Below are 12,276 nucleotides of genomic sequence, written 5' to 3'. Positions count from 1 at the left end.
ACTTTTAATACCATTAGAAATGAAAAACAAGAAAAAAATGTGTTTTGGTGTCATCATTGGAACACGCGCTTATTTTAACTCGGAATTAGCAAAAGATGTCCGTAAACAATTGTTGGAAACACTGACGAAAGAGGGCTATGACTATGTCATTCTCCCCGAAGATGCTACGCCTACAGGCAGTAGCAGTATTGAAACAAGAGAAGATGGCTTGAAATGTGCAAAGTTGTTCCGTGAGAACCGTGACCGCATTGATGGAATCATTGTTTCATTACCTAACTTCGGTTTTGAAATCGGTATCATCAATGCTATCAGTGTAGCCGATCTGAATGTGCCTGTTTTGGTTCAGGCATGTGATGATGAGAATGACAAGGTGGATTTGGATAGCCGTCGTGACGCGTTCTGTGGTAAGATTTCCGTATGCAATAACTTGTATCAGTATGGCATTCCTTTTACTGATACTACACTACATACTTATTCTATTTATTCTGATTTGCTGGCAGCCGATATTAATAAGTTCGCTGCGATCTGCCGGGTGGTGAATGGTCTTCGTCATGCTCGCATCGGTGCCATCGGCACTCGTCCTGCCGGTTTCCAGACCGTCCGCGCCAGCGAGAAACTGTTGCAGGCATCGGGCATTACAGTCGTTCCGGTAGATCTTTCTGAAATCTTGTCTGCCGCCCGTAAGATTGAAGATGCTGATGAAACGTTACAAGCAAAACTGAAAGAAATCAGACAATATGCTGCTGTTCCCGAACAATACAATGATAAACTGATTTTGCAGGCTAAATTTGGTGTGGCTGTAGAACAATGGATGGAAGCCAATGAAATTGATGCTGTAGCTATCCAGTGTTGGGACTCTTTGGAGCAAAACTATGGTTGTGCAGCTTGTGTGACTATGAGTATGTTGAGTGAAAAATTAATCCCTGCTGCTTGTGAAGTGGATATTGCCGGTGCAGTGTCTATGTATGCGTTGACATTGGCTTCCGGTCGCCCGTCGGCATTGCTTGACTGGAACAATAACTTTGCCGAGGATCGTGACAAGTGTGTGTGTACACATTGTGGTAACTTCCCTAAATCATTTGTAATGAATGATTTGAAGTTAGGAACATTAGGAGTGTTGGGCAGAACATTAGGTAAGGTACATACTTTCGGTGCCGTTTACGGTAAAGTAAAACAGGGTGATTTCACCTTCTTCCGCATCTCGACAGATGATACGAAGGGTTGTATCAAGTCTTATTTGGGCAAAGGTGACCTGACCGATGACCCATACGGAATGGATGGTTGTATAGCAGTAACCAAGGTGGATAATTTGCAGCCGCTTATGAAATATATTTGTAAGAATGGATTCGAACATCATGTGGCTATGTGCCGTGGCAATGTGAAAGATATTTTGGCGGAAGCTATTGAAACTTATCTGAACTGGAATATCTATATTCACGAATAATATCGATGAAATATGATATTGGTAGATAATTACTTTTTGGCAATCCTCTGCTGTGTTATTTGCTGTGCCTGCTGGGGCTCTTGGGCAAATACGCAGAAGATGGTTGCCGCCAAGCAATGGAGCTTTGAACTGTTTTATTGGGATTTGACCGTCGGTCTGTTCCTTACAGCTTTATTGGGGGCGGTGACTTTGGGAAGTATGGGAAGTGAAGGCCGTACCTTTTTTCAGGATTTGGCAGTCATGGACTGGTCTAGCATTCAATATGCATTCTTGGGCGGTGTTGTGTGGAACTTTGGCAATATATTTCTTACCGCAGCCATTGCTGTAGCCGGAATGTCAGTAGGTTTTCCTATCGGTGGAGGCTTGGCCTGGATTGGAGGTATTGTATTCAATTATTTATTAATCTCTTTGGCCGGTCAGACCTATCAGGGAAATCAGCTTTTACTATGGAGTGGTGTGTTAGTCATCATTGTAGCTATACTGATCTGCGGAAAAGCGTACGGAAAGTTATCGTCCGGCAAGGCTTCCACTCCGAAGAAGGGGATTCTGCTGGCCATTATGGCAGGCATTGCTATCATGTTCTTTTACGGATTGGTAGTGAAATCTCTTGACCCGCAGTATGTGGCGGGAGGAACCGGAACGCTGACTCCTTATACAGGTGTGTTCTTCTTTGCGGTAGGTATTCTGGCCAGCACACCTATATTCAATACCTTTGCCATGAAGCATCCGGTAGAAGGCAAGGCGGTGACCATGAAAGATTACTTTGCCGGCGATGCCAAGACCCATCTCACAGGTATGCTGGGAGGCTTTATCTGGATGGGCGGCATGGTGATTAGTTTTATGGGAGCAGGTGCTGCCAATCCGGCTATCTCTTATGCCCTTAGCAACGCAGCGCCTGTGGTGGCTATGATCTGGGGAGTTTTTGTCTGGAAGGAATTTAAGGAAGCTCCGAAGGGGACCAATAAACTGATTGCGGCTATGTTCTCCTTGTTTATTATCGGATTAATAAGCATTACTTTGTCAAATTAAAAATTAGATGAAGAGAAATTATAAAATAGGGCTTGTAATGAAGTCGTTACAAGCCGATTTTTTCAAAGTGATGAAAGAAGGGGCCATTCAGTATGCGGCCCCTCTTCCGTTTTTGGATTTGGTTTGTGTGGGAACGGCTACACAGACAGAGGTAGAGGAACAGGTTGACTTGATGTATTCCTTGATTCATCAGCAAGTCGATGCTATCGTATTGGTTCCTATAGATTCAAAAGCCTTAGTTCAGCCTGTAGTAGAGGCTGTCAGGAAAGGAGTTCCGGTAATCAATATTGATATCCGGTTGGATACTCAGCTATTGGAGCAGGCAGGAGTAGAAGTGGCTTTTGTGGGACCGGATAATTTTGCAGCTGCGTATGAAGTGGGTAAATTATTGGATAAGAAGTTGCGGAATGAAGATAAAGTTGCTATTATTGAAGGATTGGCGGCAGCCGATAATGCGCAGCAGCGTAAAAGAGGTTTTATCAAGGCGATAGAAGAAAAAGGGTTAAGATTGGTGGCATCCGAACCGGCCGACTGGGAAACGGAGAAAGCCGCCGAAGTTTTTCGGCTCAGCGGAAATTTCTGGTTGGTAAGTTTTAAAATTAGCTATCTTTGCTTACCTTTGTTTTATGAAACCCGAACGACTCCTTCGTGCCATCCTTCCGGATGTGCTTATAGACAACTTTGATATTGTCAATTTCGACAAGAGTGCTGACCGTTTTGATATTTATCTTGATGAAAAAAAAGTTCAGCTAAAAGAAGATAAGACCAACCCGGATATCATATCCTATGGTTTTGGTGAGTACCGTACAATCCAAGACTACCCTATTCGTGGTCGCGCCACTTATCTCCATGTCCGTAAACGTAAATGGCTTGACAAGTCTTCCAATGAAATCTTCAGCTATGACTGGGATTTATCCGAATTTGACGGTACACGGCTCAATTCTGAGTTCGTTTCTTTTTTAAAAGAAGGAGATTGAATCTACTCCTGTGAGCATCTGTGTGCTTGCGGAACGTTATGGCGTAAAAGGACAGACTCTTCGTAAACAATACAAGGAGAAAATCAGTGATTACCGGAACTGGGACCAACTCGAACATGCGCATGACTACCTCCTTTATCCTGAAAACATTGGAGAAAACCTTTCTTTGGATGAAACTTGCCTGAGCAATGGAGATGTTTATACGATTCTGACCAATAAAGCAGCCAAAGGCCGTAAGGGGGCTTTAGTTGCAATGGTTCGTGGAGTGGCCACAGATGCGGTAAGCGGAATCTTGCGCAGGCTTCCGCACCGGAAACGGCTGTCTGTCAAGACTGTCACTACAGATTTATCTTCAGCCATGATGCTGACGGTCAGAAAGGTGTTTCCTGCCGCAAAGCTGATCAATGACCGTTTTCATGTACAGCAGCTCATGTCTGAAGCTGTTGACCGGTTAAGAATACGCTATCGGTGGAAAGTACTTGATGCGGAAAATCAGGCTATCAGGGAGCACCGTCAAAAGAAGAAAGAAGCAAAGAGTAAGGCGGAAAGGGAGAGAATAGGGAAATGGGAGCCTGAAAGAATGGAGAACGGAGAAACCCTGCCACAGATAGTAAGCAGAAGCAAGCATATTATACTGAAACACTGGAGCAAATGGAATGAACAGCAAAAGACCAGGGCTGCCATTCTCTTTGATAAATTCCCCAAGCTTCTGGAAGGATACAGCCTTAGCATGAAACTGACAGACATCTTCAACAAGAAGTCAGGTCCCGATGAAGCAAGGCTAAATCTCGCAAGATGGTACAATGAAGTGGAAAAGTTTGACTATATGGAGTTCAACAAGGTACTTGATACCTTTTCAAACCATAGTACGACCATCATAAATTATTTTGAAGAACGATTGACAAATGCTTCAGCGGAGTCGTTCAATGCTAAAATCAAAGCTTTTCGAAGCCAGTTAAGAGGGGTGGCTGATCTGAAATTCTTCATGTTCAGACTGGCTAGGCTATACGCTTAAAAGAAAGCTTACCAACCAGGAAAATCCGCTGACCCAGTTTTTCAGGCTATGTGGATGCGGTATCCTGATTTGAAAGCTGTATATTGCAGCAATGATGCGATGGCGTTGGGGGTTCTTCAGCAGATGCAAGAAAAAAATTGCTATCTGCCTGTAGTGGGCTTTGATAATGATGCGGTAATGAAAGAATTTCTTTCTACGGGAAAACTGGTTGCAACAGCTGATATTTTCAGCTCACAGATGGCTGTCCGGGGCATTGAGTTCGCTTTGGATGTATTGGAGGGAAAAATAGAGAATAGAGGGGTTCATTCTACAGCTTACGAAATTATTAAACAATGAGTTCGTAGGGAAACGGTCCATACTGAGATATGCACTTAAGGCACCGGCTGTTTAACTTCTTAATATTGCCGGCAATGAGCAATATTAAGAAGTATTCTTTTTACGAATGAAATATTTAGTGTAATTTTGTGGCTCAAAATAAATTAAATAGAATCATTATGGCAGCAAAACCAGGTATACCTAAAGGAACGAGAGATTTTTCGCCGGTGGAAATGGCGAAACGTAACTATATATTCAATACGATCCGTGATGTGTTTCATCTTTTCGGCTATCAGCAGATTGAAACTCCTTCTATGGAGAATTTGTCTACCTTGATGGGAAAATACGGTGACGAAGGGGATAAGTTATTGTTTAAGATACAGAACTCAGGTGATTATTTCAACGGCATTACCGATGAGGAATTGCTGAGCCGCAATGCGGTAAAGCTGGCGAGCAAGTTCTGTGAAAAAGGATTGCGCTACGATCTCACCGTACCTTTTGCCCGCTATGTGGTGATGCATCGTGATGAAATAAGTTTTCCTTTCAAACGTTATCAAATCCAACCGGTTTGGCGTGCGGATCGTCCCCAAAAAGGGCGTTACCGTGAGTTTTACCAATGTGACGCCGATGTGGTAGGCAGCAATTCTTTATTGAATGAAGTGGAGCTGGTACAGATGATAGACCGTGTATTTGGTAAATTCGGAGTACGTGTTTCAATTAAAATCAATAACCGTAAGATATTGACCGGTATTGCCGAGATTATCGGGGAGGCTGATAAAATTGTAGATATCACCGTAGCCATTGACAAACTGGATAAAATCGGATTGGAAAATGTAAATGCGGAATTGGCTTCTAAAGGGATTCCTCAAGAGGCTATTGATAAATTGCAGCCGATTATTTTATTGAGTGGAAGCAATGAAGAGAAATTGGAAACTTTGAAGACTGTCCTTGCTACCAGTGAAGCGGGATTGAAGGGAGTGGAAGAAAGTGAATTCATATTAAAAACCGTGTCTGCACTGGGTGTGAAGAGTGAAGTGGAATTGGATTTGACTTTGGCTCGCGGCTTGAATTATTATACGGGAGCAATTTTTGAAGTGAAGGCCTTGGATGTGCAGATTGGCAGCATCAGTGGTGGTGGCCGTTATGATAATCTGACCGGTGTCTTTGGTATGGATGGTATGTCTGGTGTAGGTATCTCTTTCGGAGCCGACCGTATTTTTGATGTGTTGAATCAGTTGGATTTGTATCCGAAAGAAGCGGTGAACGGAACCGAGCTGTTGTTTGTAAACTTCGGCGATAAAGAGGCTGCTTATTGTCTGCCTATCCTGACAAAAGTCCGTGAAGCAGGGGTGCGCGCTGAAATTTATCCGGATGCTTCTAAAATGAAGAAGCAGATGGGATATGCCAATGACAAGCAGATTCCTTTTGTCGCTATTGTTGGTGAAAATGAAATGAACGAAGGGAAACTGACTTTGAAGAATATGACTACAGGCGAGCAGTCACTGGTTACACCGGATGAGTTGCTGGCGGTGGTGAAAGCTTGATTTCATCAAGCGGATGTTGTCGGAATAGTCCGGTATATTCATCCGTAATTATCTATGCGGATTAACAGATTATTTTTTTTCTTCCGTCACTATATCTCATTTAGAATCAGTGAAATATGGTGACGGAAGTCCTTTTTCCCCTCCGAAATGGTTTGTTCTCCTTTCCCTGTGTGGAGTCGGCCTGATAGCTACCGGTCATTATGGCAGATGTGTTTAGTACTCCTTTTTATATTCTCGTCCGTTTTTTTTGTAGCTTTGTCTGTCTTCTTTTGTTGTTTCACTTAGGTGACAATGCATTGGCACCTAAGTGGAGAGGCGTAGTCACCCAAGTGATACGATTGCTTCACCTTGGTGAAACTATAATGCAACAAAGTGTTTGCACGATAAGTATTTGTAAATGAAGTAAATGGATGAACCATCATACAGGACACATCAAGAAGGAAAATCTATGAGCCTTCAGAAACAATGGTAAAAAGACACATACATACCGGTTAAGGGGAATTACGGAACCTTTTACACCACAAACCTTTGAAGATAAATGGTTTGTGGTGATGGAAACAAAAAAGAACAGATGTCTTTTTAATACGCTATCTTATCCAATATCCCGTTCAAGTGTGCAATAGCCACTCCATAATTAGTCATGGGAATCTGTTGCTTACGGGCATTATCAATCCGGTTTAGTACATATTTGCGATTGAACATGCAGGCTCCGCAATGAATGATTAAGTGATAGGGTGTCAAATCCTCCGGAAAGTCTGTACCTGCAACGATATCTATTTGCAACTCTTCACCTATCTTTTTACGCAACATACGTGGAAGCTTTACTCTGCCTATGTCCTCGGTGGCAGGGGCATGAGTGCAGGCTTCTGCTATCAGTACCCGTGATTGTGAGGTGAGGCGGTCTATGGCTGAGGCTCCTTCCATATAATAGAGTATATCCCCTTTATATCCTGCCATCAGAACGGAAAAAGAGGTGAGAAGGCTTTCTGCCGGTTTTTGCTCATAAACGGCATGAAAAACTTGGGAGTCGGTTATGATTAGTTTCGGAGGATAGGACAGAGCCTGCAAAGTGGCGGCTATTTTATCGGTTGTACAGCTCATTACCAGACATTTTTTGTCCAATAATTCGCGCATCGTCTGTACTTGTGGAAGAATAAGTCGGCCTTTGGGAGCCTGTATGTCTTGTGGCATGACTAAGAGCACTAAATCTCCTTCTTTAACCAGATCTCCGGTAATGGTCTGTTGTCCGAAATCTGCCGGTAACTTTTCCAGAATAGCTTGAAGTATTTTCTCTATGCCCGTCTGTTCTTTTGCGCTGATAATGAGAGGATTTTGACCGCATTCTTTTTCTATACGATCCCTTGTGGATGCTATGTCTTTTCGGATATCAGCTTTGTTCAGTATCAGGATAACCGGAATATTCCTTTTATTTAACTGCTCCATCCATTGTTTTTCATCCTCGCAATTGCCGTCTTCACAAAGAAGTAAGGCAATATCTGTCCGTTCGATGGCTTTCAACGTACGGGTTATGCGCATTTCTCCCAATTCCCCTTCATCATCAAATCCGGGAGTATCGATAAAGAGACAAGGACCGATATGTTGAATTTCCATCGCTTTGCTGACAGCATCTGTTGTTGTACCGGGAATATCCGATACAAGGGCGGTGTCTTGTCCGGTCAAGGCATTGATTAGAGAGGACTTGCCGCTATTGCGTTTTCCGAACAGGACGATATGTAGCCGGTTGGCAGCGGGAGTGTTGTTTAGACTCATATTTTATTGGGCTTGAATTAGGTTCATTATCTGTATTGAAAAGGTTGCTTGACGCATGAGCGGTTAGAATCTGAAATCTCGTTTCCCTTCTTCTATCTCTTTCAGATTACGAATTGCTATTTCTTTTATTTTCGGATTGGGAATATGTTCCAACTCTTTTTTTATCAGTTGGATTCCTTTGGCTCGTGTATCCGGTGCCGCATAATCTTCCAGATACTCTTTTAGTGTCATCAATGCATTGGGGGCGCAGCAGTTGGCGATTTGTCCCGATTTGACTAATGACATAAAACGGTCGCCTGTACGCCCTGCCCGATAACATGCTGTACAGAAACTGGGGATATGCCCCAAGTCGAGCAGCCAGTTCACTACCTCGTCCAAGGTACGGGTGTCACTGATGTCGAATTGTGCTGAGTTTTCTTCCGGTGTTTCCGGAATGGCATAACCGCCTACGCTGGTCCGGGAGCCTCCGCTGATTTGTGAGATTCCCAGGTTTAAGACTTTGCGTCGGGTTGCAGCCGATTCCCTTGTAGAGATAATCATACCTGTATAAGGAACAGCGATACGGATTACCGCCACAATTTTACAAAATATATCATCTGAAATGGCATCCGGGAAATCTTGCGTGGAGATATCATCTGCCGGACAGATGCGAGGAACACTGATGGTATGTGGTCCCACTCCGAAGGTAGCTTCCAGATGTTCGGCATGCATCAATAATCCTGTAAAGTCATAGCGGTAGGTATTCAGCCCGAATAAAACACCTAGTCCTACATCGTCAATTCCCGCTTCCATGGCACGGTCCATCGCTTCGGTATGATAAGCATATTTGCTTTTCGGACCGGTGGGATGCAGGGATTCGTAATTTTCTTTATGATAAGTTTCCTGGAACAGGATATAAGTGCCGATACCTGCGTCTTTCAGCTTGCGGTAGTTTTCCACGGTAGTGGCGGCAATGTTGACATTGACCCGGCGGATAGCCCCATTTTTATGTTTGATGCTATAAATGGTTTGGATAGATTCCAGTATGTACTCAATAGGATTCCGCAAAGGATCTTCTCCTGCTTCCAGTGCCAGGCGTTTGTGTCCCATGTCTTGCAAGGCAATTACCTCCTTACGGATCTCTTCTTGTGTCAGCTTTTTGCGTGCTATGGTCTTGTTCTTCAAATGATAAGGGCAGTAGACGCATCCGTTCACACAATAATTGGAAAGATATAGAGGGGCGAACATTACAATACGGTTGCCGTAAAACTTATGTTTGATTTCCTGTGCCAGCCGGAAAATGCGTTCTGTTAGATCCGGTTGGTCGCATTCCAGCAGTAATGCTGCCTCACGATGGGACAGTCCTTTGAATTGAGCAGCTTTGTCAATCAGTTGCTCTATCAGGGCACGATTGCTTTTGTTGTTGTGAGCATACTCCAAGGTATCCAGTATCTCTTGATGGTCTATGAATTCTTCTGCTATTTTAGAATCTGCTTTATACATGTTTGTTAGGGGTTAGTGATAGTCACCTCTATCTGTCGATATCCGGTAACCGATTGTTTCCAGTTGTTGTGCCAAAGCTCGTAAACCTTCGGCTGCTTCGGCACCGAAGGCGGCTTTGTTATCATACAAGGTGTATTTTTCTCTTTGCTCCCTGGGGGAGAGATTGGGCATCACTACATTAGCTCCTGCCAATATTCCTTTTTCCCGTCCGTCCGGTGACAAGGTGGCAAGGGCGGTGGTCGATGGAATCAGGGCGGACGGGTGCATTAACCGGAAAAGGGATAACAGCTTGAGGGTCATTCCTACACTTCCGGCCGGCTCTGTTCCGAATGGTGTGTCATGATGGGGGATAAATGGACCGATACCGATCATTTGGGGCTGGAATTGCTCTATGAATAACAGATCTTCCACCAGATGTGTCAGGGTTTGTCCCGGAGTGCCTACCATGATTCCTGTTCCGGTTTGATATCCAATTTCTTTTAGCCATTGCAGGCATTGGAGCCGATGCTTTAGTGACATCTCCTCAGGATGTAATTTCCTATAGTGTTCTTCGTTGTGTGTTTCGTGTCGGAGCAGATAACGGTTGGCTCCGGCACGGAAGAAACGTTCGTATGCTTCCCGTGATTTCTCTCCTAATGAAAGGGTGATGGCACAATCGGGGAATTCACAGTGGATGGCGGCAACGGTTTTTTCTATCCATTCATCTGTTAAGGCAGGGTCTTCACCGCCTTGCATCACGAAGGTGCGGAATCCGAGTGCATATCCTTCACGGCAACATTCCAAAATGGTTTCACGCTTTAATGCGTAACGGGTAATGGCGGTATTTCCTTTCCTTATTCCGCAATAATGACAGTTGTTACGACATCGGTTGCTCACCTCGATAAGTCCGCGGATAAATATCCCATTCCCGAAATGTGCCAAAGTGACTTCCCTGGCCTGTTGCTGTAAATACAGTAAAGTGCCGGTATCCTGACAGGAGAGGAGGTTGGCATATTCCTCACCTGTCAGGCTATGGTAGTGACGTAATTTGTCAATCAGTCGCTTCATGCATACCTTTAATATGTTTTTTTCTGTTTTGCCAGTTCCTGTACCAATTGGCGTTTTCCATTGTTGCTGCCGCTGTGCGTACTGGGTCCTGTGATACAACCACCCTCGCAGGCCATCACTTCGATGAATTGTCCGGGAGCTTTGCCCGATTTAGCGTAGGCGCGTAATGTTCCGATATTCTTCTTGTTTAAATCAGATACCTGTATGGCATTGATTTTGTCCGCTTCCATTTTCAGGAATGCCTTTACGGCTCCCATCACGCCGCCGGCTTGTGCGAATCCATGCGCTTCGCGAACGGAAGAGAATTCCATAGCGTATGGCTGTACAATCTCCAGGTTAATCTCGAAAGCATCGAAAATAGAGGAAATCTCTTCGAATGTCATCACAAAATCCACAGCCTCGTCACGTTGAGCTTCTTTACGTTTGGCTACACATGGTCCAACAAATACGATTTTTGCATCAGGATACTTCTCTTTGGCTATACGTGCGGCATAATACATAGGCGAGCCTGTGCCGGAAACGTATTTTTTCATATCGGGGATGTATTTGTTCACCAGCTCGATATAGGACGGGCAGCATGAGGTAGTCATGAATTTCTGTCCTTCTTCCAGTTTTTCTATCAGTTCATGCGCTTCATGTTCTACGGTGGACATGGCTCCTTGTGCTACTTCAATTATATCGGTGAAACCGATTTGTCTGAATGCACCATATACTTGTTCGATAGTTGTGCTGAATTGTCCCAAAATAGATGGCGCGACAATGGCTACCACTTGTTCTCCTTTACGGATGCGTTGCAACACATCGAATGTCTGGGATATTTCAAAAATGGCCCCGAAAGGACAGGCATTCATGCATTTACCGCAATAAATACATTTATTCTCATCAATATGCTCTATACCGTGTTCATCTTTGCTGATCGCTTTGACAGGACAAGATTCCTCGCAGGGAACGGGAATATAGACGATTGCGTGATAAGGGCAGCTTTTGTGGCAGATGCCGCAACTGATGCAGGTATCATGGTCGATCCATGCCTTGCCGGTGTCGGCATGTACATGTACGGCTCCTTTGGGACAATTGTACTGGCAACTGCGGGCGGTACATCCCCGGCATAAGTCGGTGATTTCATAATTGATCTGTACGCAGGCCGAGCATGCTTCGTCTATAACACACATAATGTTGTCTTTGGGCTTTCCATTGTTTGCACGTTCTATAGAACGTGCGGCATATTCGGATAGTGGAGTGAGCTCATCGGTTTCATCATCCATATCCAACCCCAGTAGAGGAAGGGATTTGTATTTCCATACAGCGCGTTCTTTGTGTACGCAGCAACGCCCTGCATGTTTTGAACGTCGGGGGCTGAGTTCTAATGGCAGACGGTCTATTTTGTCTGTTGTCAGTTCTCCGTTTTTCCACAATTTTACAAGTTCTGTCAGCAATCTGTGGCGGACAATCATAATGTTGTTCGTAAATGCCATATAGTTAAAGGGGTTAATTATTAGGTTTTGCAAAGATAGTGATAGTTTGTGTCCTATGGAAATATTAAAAAAAGAAAAATCACATTTTTCTCTTTTTATATTCAGATTCGTTCTGTCGCTGTGGAATGTAGCCGACTGGTTTATATATGAATCTTTGTAGGTAAAAATAATAAATTTC

Annotated in this window: 9 protein-coding genes and 2 pseudogenes; 7 read left to right on the top strand and 4 right to left on the bottom strand. The window is 44.0% G+C overall.

Features of this window, described 5'->3' with window-relative positions; genetic code table 11:
* Positions 1-19: 19 nt before the first annotated feature.
* The 7 genes and pseudogenes from BVU_RS01820 to hisS all read left to right on the top strand — a co-directional run bounded on the left by BVU_RS01820 (position 20) and on the right by hisS (position 6,324).
* Positions 20-1,444, top strand: coding sequence for an L-fucose/L-arabinose isomerase family protein (locus tag BVU_RS01820; RefSeq protein ID WP_005842349.1), 1,425 nt, complete (start codon positions 20-22; stop codon positions 1,442-1,444).
* A 12-nt stretch (positions 1,445-1,456) separates the two neighbouring features.
* Entirely contained in the window at positions 1,457-2,473 is a 1,017-nt protein-coding gene (locus tag BVU_RS01815; protein ID WP_005842348.1) for a GRP family sugar transporter, read from the top strand.
* Between the two features lie 7 nt (positions 2,474-2,480).
* Positions 2,481-3,038 (top strand): annotated as a pseudogene (locus BVU_RS01810) (substrate-binding domain-containing protein); the annotation flags it as partial.
* A gap of 61 nt (positions 3,039-3,099) precedes the next feature.
* Positions 3,100-3,450 (top strand): ISAon1 family transposase N-terminal region protein, encoded by a 351-nt coding sequence (locus tag BVU_RS01805; RefSeq protein WP_005645980.1) that lies wholly within the window; start codon positions 3,100-3,102, stop codon positions 3,448-3,450.
* A gap of 10 nt (positions 3,451-3,460) precedes the next feature.
* The gene (locus BVU_RS01800; protein ID WP_011964719.1) at positions 3,461-4,465 is read left to right on the top strand and encodes an ISAon1 family transposase; all 1,005 of its coding nucleotides are present in this window, start codon (positions 3,461-3,463) and stop codon (positions 4,463-4,465) included.
* Positions 4,466-4,486: 21 nt separating this feature from the next.
* Positions 4,487-4,801: pseudogene (locus tag BVU_RS01795) on the top strand (substrate-binding domain-containing protein); the annotation flags it as partial.
* A gap of 158 nt (positions 4,802-4,959) precedes the next feature.
* On the top strand, positions 4,960-6,324 hold the full coding sequence (gene hisS, locus BVU_RS01790; protein WP_005842343.1) for a histidine--tRNA ligase: 1,365 nt from the start codon (positions 4,960-4,962) through the stop codon (positions 6,322-6,324).
* A gap of 579 nt (positions 6,325-6,903) precedes the next feature.
* Here the strand turns inward: hisS and hydF are convergent.
* The 4 genes from hydF to BVU_RS01770 all read right to left on the bottom strand — a co-directional run bounded on the left by hydF (position 6,904) and on the right by BVU_RS01770 (position 12,098).
* Positions 6,904-8,094, bottom strand: coding sequence for a [FeFe] hydrogenase H-cluster maturation GTPase HydF (gene hydF, locus BVU_RS01785; protein ID WP_011964717.1), 1,191 nt, complete (start codon positions 8,092-8,094; stop codon positions 6,904-6,906).
* A 63-nt stretch (positions 8,095-8,157) separates the two neighbouring features.
* Complete coding sequence (hydG, locus tag BVU_RS01780) at positions 8,158-9,576, bottom strand: [FeFe] hydrogenase H-cluster radical SAM maturase HydG (RefSeq protein WP_005842339.1); 1,419 nt, start codon at positions 9,574-9,576, stop codon at positions 8,158-8,160.
* Between the two features lie 12 nt (positions 9,577-9,588).
* Positions 9,589-10,623, bottom strand: a complete 1,035-nt coding sequence (gene hydE, locus BVU_RS01775) for a [FeFe] hydrogenase H-cluster radical SAM maturase HydE (RefSeq protein ID WP_005842336.1) — start codon at positions 10,621-10,623, stop codon at positions 9,589-9,591.
* Between the two features lie 8 nt (positions 10,624-10,631).
* Positions 10,632-12,098 carry a 4Fe-4S dicluster domain-containing protein gene (locus BVU_RS01770; protein ID WP_022508245.1) on the bottom strand — a complete coding sequence of 489 codons (1,467 nt, stop codon included), beginning with the start codon at positions 12,096-12,098 and terminating at the stop codon, positions 10,632-10,634.
* Positions 12,099-12,276: the final 178 nt, after the last annotated feature.

The sequence above is a fragment of the Phocaeicola vulgatus ATCC 8482 genome, assembly GCF_000012825.1.
In the GTDB taxonomy this organism is placed as follows: Bacteria; Bacteroidota; Bacteroidia; order Bacteroidales; family Bacteroidaceae; genus Phocaeicola; species Phocaeicola vulgatus.
Note: the sequence above shows the minus strand (reverse complement) of the source record. Positions and strands in the feature narration are given on the sequence as shown.

Excerpts from the sequence above, each read along its gene's own strand:
- BVU_RS01805 (WP_005645980.1), top strand. The coding sequence starts at position 3,100 with ATGAAACCCGAACGACTCCTTCGTGCCATCCTTCCGGATGTGCTTATA.
- hydE (WP_005842336.1), bottom strand. The coding sequence starts at position 10,623 with ATGAAGCGACTGATTGACAAATTACGTCACTACCATAGCCTGACAGGT.
- BVU_RS01820 (WP_005842349.1), top strand. The coding sequence starts at position 20 with ATGAAAAACAAGAAAAAAATGTGTTTTGGTGTCATCATTGGAACACGC.
- BVU_RS01815 (WP_005842348.1), top strand. The coding sequence starts at position 1,457 with ATGATATTGGTAGATAATTACTTTTTGGCAATCCTCTGCTGTGTTATT.
- hydF (WP_011964717.1), bottom strand. The coding sequence starts at position 8,094 with ATGAGTCTAAACAACACTCCCGCTGCCAACCGGCTACATATCGTCCTG.
- hisS (WP_005842343.1), top strand. The coding sequence starts at position 4,960 with ATGGCAGCAAAACCAGGTATACCTAAAGGAACGAGAGATTTTTCGCCG.
- BVU_RS01770 (WP_022508245.1), bottom strand. The coding sequence starts at position 12,098 with ATGGCATTTACGAACAACATTATGATTGTCCGCCACAGATTGCTGACA.
- hydG (WP_005842339.1), bottom strand. The coding sequence starts at position 9,576 with ATGTATAAAGCAGATTCTAAAATAGCAGAAGAATTCATAGACCATCAA.